22 protein-coding genes and 1 pseudogene are annotated in these 19,515 nt (G+C 52.8%); 12 read left to right on the forward strand and 11 right to left on the reverse strand.

Features of this window, described 5'->3' with window-relative positions; genetic code table 11:
* Nucleotides 1–130: 130 nt before the first annotated feature.
* The 4 genes from B723_RS04900 to B723_RS31910 all read left to right on the forward strand — a co-directional run bounded on the left by B723_RS04900 (nt 131) and on the right by B723_RS31910 (nt 3,680).
* The gene (locus tag B723_RS04900; RefSeq protein ID WP_017341640.1) at nt 131–667 is read left to right on the forward strand and encodes a cupredoxin domain-containing protein; all 537 of its coding nucleotides are present in this window, start codon (nt 131–133) and stop codon (nt 665–667) included.
* Between the two features lie 95 nt (nt 668–762).
* Nucleotides 763–1,008 (forward strand): DUF2933 domain-containing protein, encoded by a 246-nt coding sequence (locus B723_RS04905; protein ID WP_017341641.1) that lies wholly within the window; start codon nt 763–765, stop codon nt 1,006–1,008.
* A gap of 2 nt (nt 1,009–1,010) precedes the next feature.
* Nucleotides 1,011–3,368, forward strand: a complete 2,358-nt coding sequence (locus tag B723_RS04910) for a heavy metal translocating P-type ATPase (protein WP_080995098.1) — start codon at nt 1,011–1,013, stop codon at nt 3,366–3,368.
* Between the two features lie 111 nt (nt 3,369–3,479).
* Nucleotides 3,480–3,680, forward strand: coding sequence for a heavy-metal-associated domain-containing protein (locus B723_RS31910; protein WP_017341643.1), 201 nt, complete (start codon nt 3,480–3,482; stop codon nt 3,678–3,680).
* A 30-nt stretch (nt 3,681–3,710) separates the two neighbouring features.
* Here the strand turns inward: B723_RS31910 and flgB are convergent, their stop codons facing one another.
* The gene (gene flgB, locus B723_RS31915; RefSeq protein WP_017341644.1) at nt 3,711–4,124 is read right to left on the reverse strand and encodes a flagellar basal body rod protein FlgB; all 414 of its coding nucleotides are present in this window, start codon (nt 4,122–4,124) and stop codon (nt 3,711–3,713) included.
* A gap of 385 nt (nt 4,125–4,509) precedes the next feature.
* Between flgB and B723_RS04915 the strand changes: the two genes are divergently transcribed.
* The 5 genes from B723_RS04915 to B723_RS04930 all read left to right on the forward strand — a co-directional run bounded on the left by B723_RS04915 (nt 4,510) and on the right by B723_RS04930 (nt 8,747).
* Nucleotides 4,510–4,716, forward strand: a complete 207-nt coding sequence (locus B723_RS04915; RefSeq protein WP_017341645.1) for a co-regulatory protein PtrA N-terminal domain-containing protein — start codon at nt 4,510–4,512, stop codon at nt 4,714–4,716.
* 178 nt (nt 4,717–4,894) lie between these two features.
* The gene (locus B723_RS04920) at nt 4,895–6,823 is read left to right on the forward strand and encodes a copper resistance system multicopper oxidase (RefSeq protein ID WP_017341646.1); all 1,929 of its coding nucleotides are present in this window, start codon (nt 4,895–4,897) and stop codon (nt 6,821–6,823) included.
* A gap of 12 nt (nt 6,824–6,835) precedes the next feature.
* A complete protein-coding gene (locus B723_RS32830; RefSeq protein WP_130205476.1) occupies nt 6,836–7,081 on the forward strand; it encodes a hypothetical protein in 246 nt (81 codons plus the stop codon).
* Entirely contained in the window at nt 7,053–8,117 is a 1,065-nt protein-coding gene (locus tag B723_RS04925; RefSeq protein ID WP_017341648.1) for a copper resistance protein B, read from the forward strand. Before B723_RS32830 ends, B723_RS04925 begins: the two co-directional genes overlap by 29 nt.
* Nucleotides 8,118–8,279: 162 nt before the next feature.
* Nucleotides 8,280–8,747 (forward strand): DUF411 domain-containing protein, encoded by a 468-nt coding sequence (locus B723_RS04930; RefSeq protein WP_017341649.1) that lies wholly within the window; start codon nt 8,280–8,282, stop codon nt 8,745–8,747.
* A gap of 320 nt (nt 8,748–9,067) precedes the next feature.
* Here the strand turns inward: B723_RS04930 and B723_RS04935 are convergent, their stop codons facing one another.
* From B723_RS04935 to B723_RS04945, 3 genes are read right to left on the reverse strand one after another with little or no spacing between them, the layout of a single operon-like run.
* Complete coding sequence (locus B723_RS04935; RefSeq protein WP_017341650.1) at nt 9,068–9,250, reverse strand: DUF1289 domain-containing protein; 183 nt, start codon at nt 9,248–9,250, stop codon at nt 9,068–9,070.
* 43 nt (nt 9,251–9,293) lie between these two features.
* Nucleotides 9,294–10,259, reverse strand: a complete 966-nt coding sequence (gene dmeF / locus B723_RS04940; RefSeq protein WP_017341651.1) for a CDF family Co(II)/Ni(II) efflux transporter DmeF — start codon at nt 10,257–10,259, stop codon at nt 9,294–9,296.
* A gap of 11 nt (nt 10,260–10,270) precedes the next feature.
* Nucleotides 10,271–10,546, reverse strand: coding sequence for a metal/formaldehyde-sensitive transcriptional repressor (locus B723_RS04945; protein WP_017341652.1), 276 nt, complete (start codon nt 10,544–10,546; stop codon nt 10,271–10,273).
* A gap of 359 nt (nt 10,547–10,905) precedes the next feature.
* On the opposite strand from B723_RS04945, the gene B723_RS04950 reads away from it, so the two are divergent.
* Nucleotides 10,906–12,216 (forward strand): MFS transporter, encoded by a 1,311-nt coding sequence (locus B723_RS04950; RefSeq protein WP_017341653.1) that lies wholly within the window; start codon nt 10,906–10,908, stop codon nt 12,214–12,216.
* A gap of 41 nt (nt 12,217–12,257) precedes the next feature.
* Here B723_RS04950 and B723_RS04955 read toward each other — a convergent pair whose 3' ends face one another.
* The 4 genes from B723_RS04955 to B723_RS04970 are packed head-to-tail and all read right to left on the reverse strand — an operon-like array spanning nt 12,258 to nt 14,891.
* Nucleotides 12,258–13,001 (reverse strand): TraX family protein, encoded by a 744-nt coding sequence (locus tag B723_RS04955; RefSeq protein ID WP_017341654.1) that lies wholly within the window; start codon nt 12,999–13,001, stop codon nt 12,258–12,260.
* Complete coding sequence (locus tag B723_RS04960) at nt 12,998–13,435, reverse strand: YqaA family protein (RefSeq protein ID WP_017341655.1); 438 nt, start codon at nt 13,433–13,435, stop codon at nt 12,998–13,000. Before B723_RS04960 ends, B723_RS04955 begins: the two co-directional genes overlap by 4 nt.
* A gap of 12 nt (nt 13,436–13,447) precedes the next feature.
* A complete protein-coding gene (locus B723_RS04965) occupies nt 13,448–14,584 on the reverse strand; it encodes a nickel/cobalt efflux protein RcnA (RefSeq protein ID WP_052909678.1) in 1,137 nt (378 codons plus the stop codon).
* 7 nt (nt 14,585–14,591) lie between these two features.
* Nucleotides 14,592–14,891 (reverse strand): metal-sensing transcriptional repressor, encoded by a 300-nt coding sequence (locus B723_RS04970; RefSeq protein WP_017341657.1) that lies wholly within the window; start codon nt 14,889–14,891, stop codon nt 14,592–14,594.
* A gap of 513 nt (nt 14,892–15,404) precedes the next feature.
* On the opposite strand from B723_RS04970, the gene B723_RS04975 reads away from it, so the two are divergent.
* Together B723_RS04975 and B723_RS04980 are read left to right on the forward strand one after the other, a co-directional pair.
* On the forward strand, nt 15,405–16,142 hold the full coding sequence (locus tag B723_RS04975) for a HupE/UreJ family protein (RefSeq protein ID WP_052909679.1): 738 nt from the start codon (nt 15,405–15,407) through the stop codon (nt 16,140–16,142).
* A gap of 12 nt (nt 16,143–16,154) precedes the next feature.
* Nucleotides 16,155–16,796: a hypothetical protein gene (locus B723_RS04980; RefSeq protein WP_031319193.1), complete on the forward strand. Its 642-nt coding sequence runs from the start codon at nt 16,155–16,157 to the stop codon at nt 16,794–16,796.
* A gap of 265 nt (nt 16,797–17,061) precedes the next feature.
* Here B723_RS04980 and B723_RS31925 read toward each other — a convergent pair.
* From B723_RS31925 to B723_RS04995, 3 genes and pseudogenes are all read right to left on the reverse strand, one after another.
* Nucleotides 17,062–17,485, reverse strand: a pseudogene (locus B723_RS31925) (KUP/HAK/KT family potassium transporter); the annotation flags it as partial.
* A 145-nt stretch (nt 17,486–17,630) separates the two neighbouring features.
* Nucleotides 17,631–18,956 carry an OprD family porin gene (locus B723_RS04990; protein ID WP_017341661.1) on the reverse strand — a complete coding sequence of 442 codons (1,326 nt, stop codon included), beginning with the start codon at nt 18,954–18,956 and terminating at the stop codon, nt 17,631–17,633.
* Nucleotides 18,957–19,172: 216 nt separating this feature from the next.
* The gene (locus tag B723_RS04995) at nt 19,173–19,505 is read right to left on the reverse strand and encodes a DUF2790 domain-containing protein (RefSeq protein ID WP_017341662.1); all 333 of its coding nucleotides are present in this window, start codon (nt 19,503–19,505) and stop codon (nt 19,173–19,175) included.
* Nucleotides 19,506–19,515: the final 10 nt, after the last annotated feature.

Genomic DNA, 19,515 nt, shown 5'->3' on the forward strand with positions numbered 1-19,515 from the left:
GGTTGGTACGGCGTCATATGCGCGCCGCACTACTCTTGGAAACTGACAGAAATGTAGTGTTCACGTCAGTTAGCTGGCAGCTCTATCCTTTTAGCATAGCTAGTGTTTTCCATTTGCTCTTGAGGTCATCATGAAAGCTAAGCTCGTTACCCCAGTTATTGCGGCGATCACCTTATTCTTCGGTGCGACGGCCATGGCAGACGTAGGTCATGGCAAAGAGGACATCGGCCAGCCTGGCGTCGCCTCTGCGGTGACCCGTACGGTAGATGTGGAGATGGGTGATATTTTCTTCATGCCTAAAAACATCGATGTGAAGCCTGGTGAGACTATTCGTTTTGTCCTTCGTAATAAGGGCGCACTGCTGCACGAATTCAATATCGGCCAAGCCGCCGCTCATGCCGCGCACCAAAAAGAAATGGCGAGCATGTTCCAGAATGGAACGCTTACACCCACCGGGTCAGGGAAAATGACGGGCAGCATGGGTCACAGCATGGGAGGGATGAAGATGGTTGGAATGGAACACAACGACCCGAACAGCATGCTGATCGAGCCAGGAGCAACAAAGGAATTGATCTGGACCTTCAACAATACAACTGGACTTCAATTTGCCTGTAACGTGCCAGGTCATTACCAGTCTGGGATGGTCGGTCAATTTGACCTGAACTGAGCCTGAACTGACCGCTAAACCCGCGTCTCCTCAAGAGTTGGCTACGCTCTGAGGCAGACATCAGAGCAACTCGCTCACACACTGGGGTCTAGATCATGAATAACCATCAGCATCCGGCTGGAAGCATCACCACCCCATTTTGGACGCGCAAAACAGGCGTTGTACTGATTATGTTCATTGTGATCGGCGCCTTCTACGTGGTGCGGGAGCATTTCAGCCACGTTTATCCATATTTGCCCTATCTCATTCTGTTGATCTGTCCATTGATGCATTTTTTTGGGCATGGACATGGCGTACATGACCATGGCAATCAGGCGCAAGCCAACAAGGAAGAGAAATAGCTATGCCCAATAAACCGAGCCACCACGATCACGGTCCTACCCACGCTGCCTCGCCCCCTGACGCTGATCTACGTGACCCGGTGTGCGGCATGACGATTACGCCTCCAAGTAAATTTGGCGAGTCTTATCAGGGACAGATTTATCAGTTTTGCAGCCAAAAATGCCAAGAGAAATTTCGGGCAGCTCCAGAGCACTACAGTGGTATTCATCCCAGCACTGAACCCAGCATCGCGGCTACAGAGCCCGCGGTCCAAGTAGCCACTGAATTTACCTGCCCGATGCACCCGGAAATAAAACAGCCAGGGCCCGGCAATTGCCCAAAATGTGGCATGACATTAGAACCTGTCATTCCGGCGCTAGATGACGATGACAAAACCGAGCTCCGTGATTTCGCGCGCCGCTTTTGGTGGTCTCTGCCTTTAACCGTGATAGTGACCGTTCTAGCCATGGCGGGCCATTCATTACAACTCTTCCATGGCTCGGTTCAAAACTGGATCGAGTTTGCTCTTGCGACACCGGTCACCTTATGGGCAGGGTGGCCCTTTTTTGTAAGGGGCATAGCATCTGTTAGAAATCGCAGTCCAAATATGTGGACTCTGATAGGTTTGGGTACTTCCGCAGCTTATCTTTACAGCGTCGCAGCAACCCTCTTTCCCCAAAGTTTTCCCACCACCTTCATGCAAGATGGACGCATCGGCGTTTACTTCGAAGCCGCTGCAGTCATCATCTCGCTCACCTTGCTTGGGCAGATTCTTGAGCTAAAAGCACGGTCACAAACCTCCGCCGCCATTAAGTCCCTTCTAGGCCTATCTCCCAAAACTGCACGCAAGATCAACGCCGATGGTCAGGAGGAAGACATTCCTCTTACCCATGTTCACTTGGGCGACCATTTGCGGGTCAGACCTGGTGAAAAGGTGCCAGTTGATGGCTCTGTGCTCGAGGGAGAAAGTGCGGTGGATGAGTCCATGCTCACTGGTGAACCTGTGCCGGTAATGAAAAGGCCAGGGGATAGTTTGATCGGCGCCACGCTTAATACTCACGGGAGCTTGGTGATGGAGGCGCAAAAGGTCGGCGCCGACACCATGCTGTCTCAGATAGTGCAAATGGTCGCTCTAGCCCAACGCTCCAAAGCGCCAATGCAAAGAATGGCCGACTCGATCGCCGGCTACTTTGTGATGGGGGTTATCGCGATTGCGTTGCTGACATTCTTAGGTTGGGGACTATTCGGCCCGGAACCCAGCTGGGTCTTCGGCCTGATCAATGCTGTCGCCGTACTTATCATCGCTTGCCCCTGTGCACTTGGTCTTGCAACGCCCATGTCGATCATGGTTTCGACCGGTAAAGCGGCCAGTATGGGAGTGCTGTTCAGGGACGCCAGTGCTATTGAAAACCTTTGCAAGATCGACACGCTGATTGTCGATAAAACGGGGACCCTGACAGAGGGACGGCCGGAATTTCACAGTGTGGAGGCCACACCAGATTTTAACCCACACGATGTTCTTCAACTGGCCGCTAGCCTTGATCAAGGCAGCGAACATCCTTTGGCGCACGCCATCGTCGATCACGCCCGAACTGAAAATATCGCGCTCACCAAGCCTGAATCGTTTGAGTCCGGGTCTGGGATTGGAGTCAGTGGCCTTGTTGATGGCAAGAAAGTACAGCTGGGCAACACAGCGCTGATGGACGCTGCCGGTGTAAGCACCAAGGTCTTACAGTACCGTGCAGAGTTGTTGCGCCTTGAAGGCATCAGCATAATCTATCTAGCAGTTGACGGGGTTCTGGCAGGATTACTGGCGGTCTCAGATCCGATAAAACCGACCTCCAAAGAAGCAGTCACCAAGCTTAAAGCTGATAACGTAAAAATCATCATGGCCACCGGAGACGGGCTCACCACCGCACGTGCTGTCGCCAAGGAGATGGGTATTGAAGAGGTTCATGGAGAAGTCAAACCTCAGGACAAAGAGCGCCTGGTGGCGGACCTCCAGCGATACGGTCGAAAGGTTGCCATGGCCGGCGACGGTATCAACGACGCACCGGCCTTGGCGCGTGCAGATGTGGGCATTGCCATGGGTACAGGGACTGATGTCGCGATGAATAGCGCTCAGCTCACGCTGGTAAAAGGCGACCTGATGGGGATTTTACGGGCACGGGCACTTTCGGTTGCGACAGTAAAAAACATGCGGCAAAACTTGGGTTTCGCCTTCCTTTACAACTCAATGGGTATTCCCTTGGCCGCAGGCCTACTCTATCCGCTGACGGGGCACCTTCTGTCGCCAATGATCGCTGCGTTAGCCATGAGCGTCAGTTCTGCGTCAGTAGTTTTCAATGCTTTGAGACTGAGGAATACCCATATAGCTTGAGCGCAACCGTTGCTCGCACCCCACAAAACATAACTCTTGACCTTACCGCGGTGTCAACGTTGATGCTGTAATCGCGGTGAAAAGAGACCGCTCAGCACAAGAGGAATAACCATGTTCGTCTTAAACGTATCAGGCATTGGTTGCGGTAGCTGCGTCAGCAAAATCACTAAAGCGATTCAGTCGTTGGACAGCGAGGCTAAAGTTTCCGTGGATCGCGCGGCAGGTAAGGTAAAAGTTGAAAGTAGCGAAAACCCAGAGCAAGTTCGTAAAGCTGTCGAATCACTCGGTTTCCCATCGCAAATCAGCGCTTAAGGCGCTGATTTCATTGTTGGGTAAATTTTACTAATCACCTCGCAGAGCTTTAAGCAGCCCCTTAAATGCTCCGTTTAATCTATTAAAAGCGCTTTCAAAATGAATTTCGTTATCAGTAAACTTTGCCACTTCAAGCTGTGCATCCACAGTATTTTGATCAAGTGACGGTTGGTAAGGCGTGCTGTAAAGCAAACCATCACCTTGACCATCACTTGCTAATTCGTTTGCGGCAATATGTTTTAGGTTTGTTGTTTTCAAAGAGAACGGAGAATCCAAGCCTCGTTTTGTCTGGCTGGCGAGCACAGCAGAAAACTCCAAATCTCTAGCCTTAAAGTTAGGAGTATCAGCGTTAGCGATATTATTGCTAAGTACCTCAGCTCTTTGGCTGCGATAAACTAACGCTCTTTCTGCGGAGCCAAGCGCTTTTTCAAAATTAATGCTCACAAGCGGCCACCTTCCGTCACGCTACTATTTCCCATTTTCACCTATATCAAACACTTATGTGTTGAATGTGGCGCGTCTGAGTCGGCTTATAACTCCGGTGCAAATTCAAAAAACGTCAAGCCCTGTGAAAGTGACCGAAAGCACAGAACACCGAACGGCTAAATTTTAGGAGCTTGATTTCAGCGAATTCCGACAATGGATAGACCATACGGATTAAGTACATCGCAGCTCAAGAGAAATATCGGAACCTGACACAACTGTAATATTGGCCTAAGCTGCCTGACAGGGAATCAGTCTTATAGTCCTATTGAGCCTTAAGCTCTTCCCTGAGCATCAACAACTTTGTTGTGGATTCAGGGGCTACCATCTATCAGAGGAAACCCAAATGAACCCTATCAAAACCTTGTTCGTCATCGCTGCTCTGACCGTATCTTCTTTTGCTATGGCTGAAGGCGGAGGTGACCGCACTTTCGAACGTATGGAAGCGGCCAGGAGTAACTCGATGGAATCGTACCAAGTAGCCCAAACGAAAAATTCCCAGCCTCCTGTCGCGGAAAGCAAAGCCAGGGCGATGGACCACAAAAATTGCTAAATATTTGAGCTACGCTCACAAGCTGACAGAAATGTAATCACTGTGGTGGTTTAAATGTGGCAATTTCTGAGCTCGCTTACCGTTTGAGTTCGTCTTTTGTAACGGTGAGTGAGTCTCATCCAGACAATTCATTTGTTGTTTCGCGCGGCTTCCCTTTTGACTGATTGGACATAACGGCATGCACTCCAAAACCTCTAGGCGGACATTCGTGAAAGGCTTGGCCGCTGGTGGCATTCTCGGCGGCCTTGGCCTTTGGCGCACTCCTGTATGGGCGGTGACAAGTCCTGGTATGCCGAGCGTACTCTCCGGTAACGAATTTGATCTGTTTATTGGTGAAAGCCCTGTAAACATCACAGGCTCGCCTCGCACAGCTATGACCATCAACGGATCATTGCCCGGACCGTTGCTGCGTTGGCGTGAGGGTGAGACCGTCACTCTGCGTGTAAAAAACCGTCTAGACCAAGACACATCAATCCATTGGCACGGGATCATCTTACCCGCCAACATGGACGGTGTGCCTGGCTTGAGCTTCCATGGCATCGCACCCGATGGCATGTACGAATACAAATTCAAGCTTCATCAGAACGGAACCTACTGGTATCACAGCCACTCGGGTTTGCAGGAGCAGGCAGGCGTTTACGGTCCAATCGTCATCGATTCGAAAGAACCTGAACCGTTTCAATACGATCGCGACTACGTGGTGATGTTGACTGACTGGACCGACGAAGATCCCAGCCACGTTATGGCGAAACTCAAGAAACAATCGGGCTATTACAACCATCACAAGCGCACCGTCGGAGACTTCATAGACGATGTCAGCAGCAAAGGTTGGTCTTCGACGGTAGCAGATCGAAAGATGTGGGCTGAGATGAACATGAGTCCTACTGACCTCGGCGATGTCAGCGCGGATACCTATACCTATCTCATGAATGGCCAGGCACCCAACGGTAACTGGACTGGTATTTTCAAACCGGGCGAGAAACTCCGTCTGCGCTTTATCAACGGCTCGGCCATGAGCTATTTCGACGTCCGCATTCCTGGGTTGAAGATGACCGTGGTTGCCGCAGACGGTCAACATGTCAAGCCGGTGAGCGTCGACGAGTTTCGTATTGCGGTAGCTGAAACATATGACGTTATTGTGGAGACTGCTACTGATGAGGCGTACACCATCTTCGCTCAGTCTATGGATCGCACAGGTTACGCTAGCGGAACACTTGCAGTGCGTGACGGCCTAAAGGCACCGATACCTGCAATTGACCCACGTCCTATAGTAACTATGGATGACATGGGGATGGGCGGTATGGCTGGTATGGACCATGGCAGCTCGGGTGGAATGGGCGGCGGCGACATGGCCGGCATGGACCACAGCAAGATGGCAGGGATGAACCAAGGTGACATGACCGGGATGACCGGCATGGACAGCGGTGACATGACTAACATGGCTGGTATGGATCACAGCAAGATGGCTGGCATGGACAAAGGCGACATGTCCAACATGGCTGGCATGGACCACAGCAAGATGGCAGGAATGGGCAGTGGTGATATGTCAGGGATGGCTGGCATGGGAGGTATGGGTGGAGGAATGCAGACTCACCCAGCCTCTGAAACCAACAATCCCTTGGTTGACATGCAAGCCATGAGTCCAACGCCAAAGCTGAACGATCCTGGCATAGGCTTGCGGAACAATGGTCGTCGAGTGCTCACTTACTCCGACTTGAAAAGCACTTTCCAAGATCCTGACGGCCGCGAGCCAAATCGCACCATCGAGCTTCACCTGACCGGTCACATGGAGAAGTTTTCGTGGTCGTTCAACGGCATCAAATTCTCTGACGCCGAACCACTGCGCCTGAAGTATGGCGAGCGTCTGCGCATCACCTTGGTGAACGACACCATGATGACCCACCCCATCCACCTTCACGGCATGTGGAGTGACCTCGAGGATGAGAACGGCAAGTTCATGGTGCGCAAGCACACGATTGATATGCCACCAGGTACCAAACGCAGCTATCGAGTCACCGCTGATGCCTTAGGCCGCTGGGCATATCACTGCCACCTGCTTTTCCATATGGAAATGGGCATGTTCCGTGAAGTACGGGTTGATGAGTAAAGGAGACGATCTGTGAGCACATACCTAAATCGTAATTCCCTCGTGGATTGCCTCTTTGCCGCTGTCCTGCTGAGTGGACTCTCGTCCACGGTGCTGGCAGAGGAAAATGGCAGCGATCATTCAACCACTGTTCCTGCTACAGCAACGGACAAGCCAGCAGCGGCAAACGATTCGAAGCTAGATCACGGGTCAATGGACCATAGCAAGATGAGCCATGAGTCGATGGATCATGACCAAAAAACCAAAAAGGCAGATTGAGATCATGACCAGTAAGTTTTTACGCCCAACGCTGATGGCACTTGCAGTCTCCACCGGTCCAGCATTCTTTTTTATGGCTCAAGCCGCTGAAGAGATGGATCCGTCGATGGCGATGCCATCAAGTGCGGACGCAAAGCCATCAATTGCACAAAAATCCAAACCAGCCAAAGCGAAAGATGCCGCGATGGATCACTCCAAGATGGACCACGGCTCAATGGGAGCCATGGACCATAGCAAGATGGGGGCGATGGATCACAGCAAGATGAGCATGGATAACGGGCAAATGGACGGTATGGAAAGCATGGATGGAGGGGCGACTACCACAAGCCGAACCCCGATCCCCGTACTTACCGACGCTGACCGGGCCGCCGCTTTTCCAGACGTACCAGGCCATGGTGTGCACGATAAAAAAATTAACTCGTTCATCCTCCTGGATAAATTTGAGTACCAAGACGCTGACAACGGCAGTGCGCTGGCTTGGGATGCAAAAGGGTGGATCGGCGGTGACGTCGACCGCCTCTGGTTGCGTTCGGAAGGCGAACGTACAAATGGCGTAACCGAAAACGCTGAACTTCAGGCTCTGTGGGGACACGCCATCGGTCCATGGTGGGATGTCGTCACCGGTATTCGACAAGATTTCAAACCCGGGTCACCTCAAACCTGGGGAGCGCTCGGTATTCAGGGCATGGCCCTCTATAACTTTGAAGCTGAAGCGACTGCTTATATTGGTGAGAACGGTCAAACCGCTGCTCGATTTGAAGGCGATTACGACATCCTGTTGACCAATCGCCTGATCTTGCAGCCGACCGCCGAAGTAAACTTGTACGGAAAAAATGATCCTCAGCGCGGCATAGGATCTGGATTGGCCAACACCGAACTAGGCCTGCGGTTGCGCTACGAAATTACTCGTCAATTCGCCCCCTACATTGGTGTTAGCTGGAATCGCTCATACGGTAAGACGGCTGACCTGGCCAGCGATGATGGGGAAAAAACAAACGAGGCCCGATTTGTAGCTGGTATTCGGATGTGGTTCTAAGCGATTTGATCACTAGCCCTACGAATTCTAATGATCGGGGAGTTAGCTCCCCGACTCTAGAGTAGATCCTTCAATGTAACCTTTGCAGCGGCATGAACGCTTGAGTGGGGTTCTATTGCTTCGTAGAACATCTCGCCGTCTCCAAGGGAAAAGGAAATATTCATGACAGGTAGCTTCCGACTTTCAAGTCGATCTCTGCGTATCGCAACATTCGCCGCGCTGTTCATTGGCTCAACGGCTCAAGCGGCGCAGGCCCTCACCATCGATGTGCATCGTGATGCAAACTGCGGATGTTGCAAAAAATGGATTCAGCATCTTGAGGCCAATGGCTTCACCGTCATCGATCATGAAGAAACCAACATGAGTGCTCTCAAACAAGATCTGGGTGTCGCTCCACGACTCTCGTCTTGTCACACCGCGATGATCAACGGGAAGTTTGTTGAAGGCCACGTGCCAGCTGAGCAAATAATTGCGATGAGTAAACGCGACGACCTTCTCGGGATCGCTGCTCCCGGCATGCCACCTGGTTCTCCAGGAATGGAAGTCGACGGAGTGCATGAGGCCTACCAGATAATCGGCCTGACCAAAGCTGGCACAGATCAGGTCATTGCTGAGTACCCTCAAAACTAATCCCACCCCATCCCTCCCGTCACAGCATGGTCAGCGTTCATGACCATGCAGCGGGACATGCTCCTTCGATTTCATTCTCAAGCCATGGCTAAAGACGATCAACAGCCGTCGTAAAGGCATGCTTGTGCCTAATCAGACAACCCCGAACCGCAGTCCTCAATAACAATTTGAGATGACCCTATCCTCAGCATGCTGACAAGCACTGCGCAGCTGATCGCGATAGTGTTAAGTTCGGAGATGGCGTTGCCCCCCTCAGCTTGCCTTCCTGAATCAGGACATCTGTCTCGGCTGAAACAGTAGAAAACGTAAATGACGGTGGCTTAAGAGTTCTTTTTTTGAAGGCTCTTCAGACGCAGGGTCGCGCGTTGTACAGCGGCCATTTTTTCTGGACGCTTCATTCGTTTCCATTTTCTGATGTCTTCCTTGGTGCGACCGCAGCTAACGCACAGTTCGCTGTTCAGCTGGCAAACAGAAATACAGGGATTTTCGATGTCCTTGGCCATTGTTCAATTCCTCGTCGAACTTATGCGTGCTGCGGGTTCATTGCTAAGCCAGAACAGCGATCTGATCAGGTGAGTCAGCACCCAACTTCGTGCGGAACTCAACTGTCAGATGAGTGATCTCATGAACCGTCGCAAGCCGCTCTCGTATGTTTTCTGCATTGACTGCTGGGCTGCCCAGAACACTCACAATCGCGGCGCGGGCTTGCGGCCCCACCTGCCAGACATGAAGATCAATGATCGAAGCATCTCCCGGTCGCTCAACCAGTTCACGAATCTCTTCAGCGACATGATCATCTGTCTGGTCGAGCAATACACCCGAAGTCACCCTCATCAACGACCAAGCCCAGCGTGCAATCACAACGGCACCCACAATCCCCATTGCAGGGTCGAGCCATACCCAACCAAGGTATCGACCAGCAAGAAGGGCTGCGATGGCCAGAACCGAAGTCAGTGCATCTGCAATGACGTGAACGTATGCAGAGCGCAAATTATTGTCGTGACCATGCGCATGGTGAGACTCATCGTGGCCGTGGTCATGCCCATGGTGATGATCATGACCGCCAGACAGCAAAAGCGCGCTCACCACATTCACTGCTAGTCCGACAATTGCGATTAGAGTCGCTGTCCCGAATTGCACTTGAGTCGGTTGAAAGAGACGAAACAGCGACTCTCCAGCAATTCCCAAGGAAACCAGTCCCAAAATCAGAGCAGAAGCGAAGCCACCCAAGTCTCCCACCTTGCCAGTTCCAAAACTGTAGCGAGCACTTGAGGCATGTCTTTTCGCGTAAGCGTAAGCAGCTGCGGCTATGCCCAGTGCTCCTGCATGCGTTGCCATGTGAAAACCATCAGCAAGCAACGCCATTGAGCCAGTGAGATAACCTGCGGTGATTTCAGCAACCATCATTACGACGGTCAGGGCCACCACCCACAAGGTTCGCTTGGCGTTTTCTTCATGTGATTTCCCAAGGAACATATGGTCGTGGGAATACTCGGCGTACGAATTACTCATCTGGGCAAATCCTATTTGGAATAGCGGCGAATGGCTTCGAGCAGCTCGTCGACACCTTTCGCTCTTTCGTCGTTGCTGAGTGTCGGATTCGCGACGTGTTCACGAGCGTGGTCTTCGATAATTTCATCCATCAGCCCATTGATAGCGCCACGGGTAGAAGCGACCAAAAGCAGAGTTTTCGAGCAGTCATCATCAGAGTCGAGTGCTCGCTCAATCGCCTGGACTTGCCCAGCGATTCGCTTTACGCGCTTAAGAAGATTGTCTTTGCTTGATCTCATGTGACTCATACCATACCCCCCCTACCTATTAGAACAATATAATCACACGTTCCAATTGGCCATACAACCCAGGGAGGGAATCCATCCGACCAGCAGCGTTGCAGCATTTGAATGCTGCATTCGAAACATTCAGCACGTCGCCTCGCCGCGCAGTACCAATACAAGCCGTATGGGCGGCCCGGCACTTCAATAATTCGATAGATGGCGTAGCGCCTATCTCTTGAGCTGCCTAGGTCAATGGTTTAGGATCGAACCACATCCCCCCTGGGAGGATGCAGCAATCAACAGAGACGAAACCAGCTGATTGCGTCTCTTCGTGGAAAGTTCGGTAACCACATGGTTACGCACTTCGCTATTTGAGATATTTCATGCTGAAAATCCTAGCCAACCGTACCTACCGTCACCTCTTCTTGGCTCAAGTGATTGCGCTCATTGGGACGGGTCTTGCCACTGTTGCATTAGGCCTATTAGCGTTCGACCTTGCAGGTGCCAATGCGGGCGCTGTGCTCGGTACGGCGTTGGCGATCAAAATGACGGCCTACATTGGCGTTGCGCCAATCGCAGCCGCTTTTGCAGAGCGTTTACCCCGTCGGGCAATGCTGGTCTCTCTGGATCTGGTGCGAGCACTGGTCGCACTGGCTCTTCCGTTTGTGACGGAAGTCTGGCAAATCTACGTGCTGATTTTCGTCCTTCAGTCCGCTTCGGCAGCGTTCACTCCGACGTTCCAGGCGACCATTCCAGACATACTGGTGGATGAAGACGACTACACCCGTGCCTTGTCGCTATCACGTCTGGCCTATGATCTTGAAAGTGTCGCGAGCCCGATGCTTGCCGCTGCACTGTTGACGGTGATCAGCTTCCATAGCCTGTTCGCCGGCACGGTCATTGGGTTCCTTGCCTCAGCGGCCCTAGTCGCCACAGTGCTGCTGCCTAAGGCGAAGCAGATACCACGACGCAGCATCTACGAACGAACCACCCGTGGCATGCGCATATTTCTGGCCACACCTCGCTTGCGAGGGCTGTTGGCTCTCAATCTTACGGTTGCGGCCGCCAGTGCTATGGTCATCGTCAATACGGTGGTGCTGGTGCAGTCGCGCTTCGCTCTGCCGCAGAGTTCTACGGCATTGGCGCTGGCCGCGTTTGGTGGCGGTTCCATGGTGGCGGCCCTGGTCTTGCCTCGACTGTTGAAAAATATCAAAGACCGAACGGCCATGTTGTTTGGTGGAGGAGTATTGCTCGCAGGCTTAGCAGTTGGCATCAACCTAACCACCTATAACTTCCTGCTACCGCTGTGGGTGGTGCTTGGGGTGGGCTACTCCTTGGCTCAAACCCCGAGCGGTCGACTGTTGCGTCGCTCGGCACATGCCGAAGATCGCCCAGCGTTGTTTGCCGCCCAATTTGCGCTATCCCATGCTTGCTGGTTGATTACCTACCCATTGGCGGGATGGTTGGGTGCGAACATCAGCCTCACTGCGTCGTTTGTTGGGCTCGCTGTCGTGGCAGGTAGTGCGCTGGTGGTCAGCATCGTGATCTGGCGTCCAGCTCATGACCAAGACTCTATCAAGCACACCCATGAGAATCTGCCGGGCGATCACACGCACGTCGACGGCCAGGAAGGTGCGGATCACGAACATCCATACGTGATCGATGATCAACATCGCCGATGGCCCAACAAATGATTGTAAGTTCCTAAGATTTGCTAAGGCTAGTTGTCGGACATTCAGACTAGGAGCCGTAGGGCTTGCAGAGCGGCAAGGTGCCCCGGATAGAACCAGTAGCCCCATTGCCCAACCGGCCAGATCTTGAAGGAGAAGGTCTGACGCAGAAGCCAAAGTCCGATCAACGGGGCCGCGAATGCGGTGCTCAAAGCCAGCATTGAATAGATTTCCAAGTCCAACGCCCTGGTTACGATGCTACTGCGGGTATTGCTCAACAGGCATAGAGCCGCTGGCAGCAACCAAAGAACGCCGGGGTTCTTTATTGCTACTAAGCCAGCCGCTGGAACAAGTGCACCGTAGAAGCCGTACATCAGAGGATCATCCAGCCCGTAGGCAACTGCGGCGGCCATCAACGCCATAGCGCTGCTTAACAGAGTGCGATGTTGCCACCCCCAGGCAATCACCAGCCCCAATGCCAGGGTAACCAACACATTGAATGATCCCGAGGTGCTGATGTAGCGATAAGGCACTTCTGAAATGGCGGCAAACAACAGCATCAGCGCAAGGTATCGACCATTCGCCACCGTCAGCAATTCGCCCGGTTTGGAGCGCGCTACGTTGGCCGCAATGGCGACACAGAACAGCGGAAAGGAAAGTCTCCCCGGAATGAACAGGTTGCTCATTTCCGGCCACACCAATCGTAAGTGGTCGATGACCATTGTGAGCATCGCCAGCCACTTGATCAGATCCAGGCTACTGCTTCGGCTCTTGAGTGGGGGGAGCGGGGTAGTATGAGCCGTCGTCATGCCCACCCCAGTGTGACGGCGGTCAGCACGAGATAACGCACGCCCTTGGCCAGGGTGACGATCAGAAGGAAACTCCAGAGTGGTTCGCGCAGGACTCCGGCGACTACCGTCAGCGGATCGCCAATGATGGGCACCCAGCTCAGCAACAGTGAACAGCGCCCGTAGCGCAGATAGGACTGCTGGGCTTTTTCTAACTTGCTCTCGCTCACTGGGAACCAGCCCTTATGACGGAATCGTTCAACAGAACGGCCCAGTACCCAGTTAAGTACAGAGCCAAGAACGTTGCCGAAAGTTGCGACCGCCAAAAGCGTTGAAGCAACGTATTGGTCGGAAAGCAACATCCCGACCAACACGGCTTCAGACTGCATGGGCAGTAACGTTGCGGCACCGAATGCCGCCAGGAACAGACCAACGTAGCTGGTGAGTTCAAACACTCGGACATCGCCTCATGCGTTCAGGCCGATCCAGCCATGAAAGCCGACGTACAGACCAACACCGATGATCAACACGCTGGACAGGTACGGTGCACGACGCGCAACGGTGCCCATCCAAGGCCAGCGATTGGAGGCCTGCTTGGCGCCAATAGCGGCGGCTGCACCGACGGTTACCAATGTGAGCGCCAGACCAATGCTGAAGCACAGGACGAGCACGCCACCCAAGGCGACTTCTTTGACCTGAAGGCAGAGCAGCAAAACGGTGATGGCCGCAGGGCAAGGAATGAGCCCCCCCGTCAACCCGAACATGATGATCTGTCCCGTGGTGACCTCACGGTTGGTAAAGCGCTTGCGGATATCGTTGGCATGGGCGCGCTCATGCGCATCCTGATAGCCATCAATCGACAACTCCAGGCCTTCCAGTTCGGAATGCGCGTGCCCGTGATCATGCTCTAGGTATTCCAGGTCATAATCATGGGAATGACCGGCATGGCCCAAGCTCAAGCGGGCACTGAATTCATGCGGTTCAGGGATATCGAGTGCCGACTCCAGGAAGTCTTCGCGCTCGACGAAAGAGAACGATTGAGTGCTGCCGTCCAGACGAGTAGTCATCAGGCGAACATCTGAGGCTGCCCAGGCGTGTCCGGTCAATGTCTTCAGGCGCCAGTGCGGTGGCACGCCTTCTTCGAAGATCGACAGCTCAACACGGCCATGGCCAGTATCAATTCGGTGGGTCTCATCATGATGACCATGGTCATGCTCGTCGTGGTGGTGATCATCACCTTGCTCGAACTTGAACATCTGCTCGCCACGCCAGGTACGCCACAGCATCCACAGCGCAATCACAATGATCAGGGCAGCAGACGCGAGTTGGAAATACGGCTCCGTGGTTTGAGCGTCCAAGCCTTTGCCCAGATACATGCCGCCAATGGCGACCAACCACACTACAGCGGTATGCGACAGCGTCGCGGCCAGGCCCAACAATACAGCCTGTTTTACCGAGCCACGAATGGCCACGATAAAGGCCGCCATCATGGTTTTTGAGTGGCCAGGTTCCAGGCCGTGCAAGGCTCCGAGCAGAATGGCACTCGGAAAGTATAGCCAGGCGTGAGAGCCACCCTGTTGCAAGAGTTCAGCGAAGTTGGGCATGTCAGACCTAGAGGTACTTGGTGATTTGTTTGAAAGCTTCTAGCGGTGCACGCTCGCCATTGCCCAACGCCGAAACAGTGTCTTCCAGGCAGTGATCGATGTGATCCTGAATGAGCGTGCGCTTGGCTTGGCACACCGCTTTTTCAACAGCATGTAACTGCTGAGCAATGTCCACGCACTCACGACCCTCTTCGATCATCGTGATGATGCCGCGTAAATGGCCGTCCGCCCGCTTGAGCCGCTTGATGATTGCTTCATGACTTTGGTGGGTATGCGCATGGCTGTGTTCGTGTTCTTGCTCACTCATGACTTGAGCCTCAGGCCTCAATGAATTACGCTGGCATCCTATCCCCCCTAGGGGGATGCGGTCAAACGCATCAAAGCCCCACAAAACGAGTTGAAACCCGAACACTATGTTCAGCAGAACACTGACAATGACGGTGGTAATCGCACTTGCTCTCGCCATGTTTGTGGCTTGGGCAGGGCATACCTATACGTTGTCGGTGACATCGAAACAGCCAGCCTGGGAGATTGCACAAGACGCCCATCACTCCCATGAGCAGCAGGCAGAGATGTCGCGTGCGAGCTACTCGGATCACTACCACTCACCGTTGACCCCTGACCATCAGCACGAAACACCTCAGCTCACGTCCGCGTTAAGTTTGGCTGCACAGCCGAAGCTGTCTATACGAGTTGATGCGCGCCGATATTCCGTTCCTCGTCCGCCGATTTTCTTGATCGAGCGTCCACCCCGTCCCCCGTTCGCATCCTGACCATGGCCGCTCTGCGGCCTTTGATCCCTGCAACGTAGGATTGATCTATGCATTCGCACTCGATGAGCGGCGTTGTCGCATTCACTGCGCCATCGCACCGCCCGCTACTGCTGTTGTTTTTACTTGTCGCTACACTTTTCGTCGGGATGCCCGAGGCGATGGCTCACGCCGTCGCGGAAGGTGACAAGGGCTTCATCCAAGAAAGTTCCGGCGTCATGTTGCTGCCCTTCATCTACATGGGCGCCAAGCACATGATGACGGGCTACGACCACCTGCTGTTTCTGTTCGGGGTGATCTTCTTCCTCTATCGCCTGAAAGACGTGGGGCTCTACGTCACGCTGTTCGCTGTAGGGCACTCGGTCACGCTGCTGCTTGGCGTACTTACAGAGGTCAGCATCAGCTCGTACATCATCGACGCCATCATCGGCTTCTCGGTGGTGTACAAGGCGCTTGATAACCTGGATGCATTCCAGCGCTGGTTCGGTTTCCAACCCAACACCAAGGTGGCCACGCTGATCTTCGGCCTGCTCCATGGATTCGGGCTGGCCACTAAGATCCAGGAGTACGAAATCTCGCCTGATGGCCTGATTCCGAACTTGATCGCCTTCAACGTCGGCGTCGAGATCGGCCAATTGCTGGCCCTTAGCGCGATTCTCATTTTGATGGGGTATTGGCGGCGCACCGGCAGTTTCTGGCGTCACGCCTATACCGCCAACGTTGCCATGATGAGTGCCGGTTTCCTGCTGATGGGTTACCAGATCACCGGCCTGTTTGTCTCCGCGTAAGGAATTCTGACCATGTTCAATACTCCGCTTCCCACTGTTAATGAATTGCCCAGCACTCGCAAACTGCTACGTTCGACTGTTCTTGCAATATTGGTTGCTGCGGGACTTCTGGTAACAGTCGTAATGCCCTCGGAATACGCCATTGATCCGACAGGTGTAGGCCGAACACTGGGCCTTACCCAGATGGGCGAATTGAAGATCATCCTTGCCCAAGAGGCTTTAGCGGACGCAGATCCGCCGCAAGCATCGGCTCCGGAGCCGGCTCCGCAAATTGCAGCAGTTAAACCCGAAGTGCAATCTGCGGTTCAACCTGTGGCGAAGTCCAATCTAGCCCTGAAAAAAGATCAACTAACCATCACGCTGAAGCCTGGTGAAGGGAAAGAAATCAAGCTGGAAGTGCTGAAAAACAGAACCGTCAACTATGAATGGACAACGGTTGGTGGGCCTGTGAACTACGACACCCATGGCGAGCCCTACAACGGTGAAAAGGGTTACTTCCACAGCTACAACAAGGGCAAGCAGGTCAAAAGTGATAAAGGTGAATTCATCGCTATTTTTGACGGCACCCATGGTTGGTTTTGGCGTAATCGCAGCAACAGCGACGTGACCATCTCACTGAGAACGGCCGGCGATTACTTGAGCATCAAACAGTAATCCGAAGCCGCGATGGCTGTTCTATTGCCGAAAATGCAGCGCTCAGCCTAGATAAAGACCATTTATCTCATCCATTTTTTGAAAAGTCATTCCATGAAAACCCCAGCAACGCTGATTCGTTCGATGCTCCTGATCTGCTTTCTTGGCCTGATGACCGCATGCGGTGGCGGTGAGAAAGGAACAACATCCGAGAGCGCTGAGCACGGACACTCACACGAGTAACACCCTGAATAAAACAAGGCCGCATTTGCGGCCTTGTTTGTTTCTATATCGCAACCTGCGTACCCAGTTCGATCAGTCGGTTCAGCGGCAAATTAAAGTATTTGAGGTTGCTGTTGACGTTCTTCAGTAAAAAAGTGAACAAGCTTTCTCGCCAACGAGCCATCCCCATACGCTTGATCGGGATAACCGTCACGCGGCTAAAGAAGTAGGTGGAATGCATCGTGCAGAAATCCAGCTCTTTCATGTGTCAGAGACTCAAGGCTGCGGCTACGTCACGCTCCTCGATAAAGCCAAAGTGCAGGCTAACCCGGCAAATCCTTTACCTTAAGCCTAGACCTCAAACCGCCGATCATCTGGCACGCGCGGCCGTCCTCAGACGCCACAGTTAGCAACACCACCTGCTCGTGCAGAACCTGTTTCTGCAATTGATTGTGCGAGAGCCCATGAGGGGCAGCATCAGATCTGGAATAATGGCCGGAACATACCAACAGTTATATCAATACACAAAAAAAGGCGCCACTCGGGCGCCTAAGCCGTCTCCAAAACCAAAGGAGAAACAAAGAGACGGGGGTGTATCTGGTAATGGGGCCTAATGCCGATGGCTAGCGCCCGTTAAAGGAGTTGCAGCGGGTATTCGACAATCAGTCGGACCTCGTCCAAATCAGATTCGAAATCCGTGGCTCGTGTCGTTGCCTGGCGAACACGTAGAGACATGTCCTTCAGAGAACCTGACTGGATGACGTACTTAGCCTCGATGTCTCGTTCCCAACGCTTTTGATCCTGCAGTGGGGCGCCATCCGCTCCACGACGCATGTACACGCTGTTCGCGTTGGAATAGTCCGCATCCCAACCCTTAGCGTAGCGGGTCATGAAGCTGAGACCGGGGATGCCGAAAGCCTGCATATCTAGATCGTAGCGCAGCTGCAAGGATTCCTCTTTCGGTGAGTTGAAATCGCTGTACTGAATAGAGTTATCCAAGAAAATTGAGTCGGATTGGCGAAGGTAGTCAAAGTCGTCGTTACCATTATTGCGCTGGTACCCAACGGTCACGGTGTGCGCTCCGAATTTGACCCCGGTCTTGCCGCTCCAGATGTTGTTATCGAAGCTTCCCAGAAGTTTTTTACCCTCATCAACCGCTCGGTAGTAATTAAAGCCACCGATTAGCGATACGCTGTCTGAGAGCGGATAGCTCAATGTGGTGCCTGCGTAATACTGGTTCCACACATCCTTGAATTGGCTGGTGTAAAGACTCACACCTACGTGCTCATTGACTGTGTAATCGCCCCCTAGATAAGCGATCCACGGAGCATCTACCGCACCAGCGTAGAAAGTCGAAAAGCCGTCACGCATGCCACTGGAATTGGGTTGGCTCATCGCATGCAGTCGACCACCCTGAAGGGTCAGGTCTTTGATGCTGGTATTGGTAAACGTTGCACCACGAAAACTCTCAGGGAGGAGTCGAGAATCGCCATAGGCCACGACAGGCGTCGATGGAAATACGTCCCCTACCTTGACGACTGTATCCAGGAAACGCACTTTTGCGGCCCCGCCTACTTTTGAGTAGGAGTCTTCAGGTTGGCCTTTGCTATTGTGCGGCAAGACATCGACTGAGCTACGAGCTCCCGAGCGACCATCACCTGAATCGAGCTTGAGGCCTTCCATTGCAAACGCGTCAATGCCGAAGCCTACGGTACCTTGAGTAAAGCCTGATTCGAACCGGCCAATGATGCCATGAGCCCATTCGGCTGAGTACCCATTTCCCGTGGGGCTTGACTGGCCCTTTCGATAATCACGATTGAGATAGAGATTCCGATTGAGAATACTAAAGGTGCTCCCCTCAATGAATCCTTCAGGTCTTTGCTCAACAGCCACTGCAACTTGCGCCATGCTCATGCTAAGGGCAATGAGAGAAAGACCATAAATGCTTTTATTGTTCATTTAACACTCCAGGCTTTAGCTTGGCAGAGTTTCTTTATGAAATTTTTTATAGTTATAAAAAGCCACCAGCACGTGAGGATTTCTCCTACGTGCCGGCAGACATAATTTCATACAATAGATAACTCCAGCGTGACCTGAAAATTACTTCTATGTCAGCGAACAGTAAGCAGGCTCAAAACATACCGAACAACTTGGCGCAGTTATGGCCAACGCTAACTAGCTTCCGTGAGGGCAGTTAGTACCCATAACCTTGTATTCCAGGGTGTTAAGCTTGCCCGCCGAATCTTCATAGGTCATGCGCGAAGGGGCTACGCCACAGCTTTTATTGGCTTGAGTGGTACTGATTACCTTCTGGACATCGAGGTTCATTCCATATTCATAATGGACGACTTCAGGTGTCGTCTTTCCGTTTTCTAAGGCGTACTGCTCCATCGCCTTCTGGTTCTCTTGCATCATTCGACCATAAACACGGTCACCACCTCCTTCAGCCATGGCCAAAGAAGACATCGTCAAGATGGAAACGGCAAAAAAAACTTTTAGTGATTTCATGATTTTCTCC

It is taken from the genome of Pseudomonas fluorescens NCIMB 11764, from assembly GCF_000293885.2.
Lineage (GTDB): Bacteria > Pseudomonadota > Gammaproteobacteria > Pseudomonadales > Pseudomonadaceae > Aquipseudomonas > Aquipseudomonas fluorescens_B.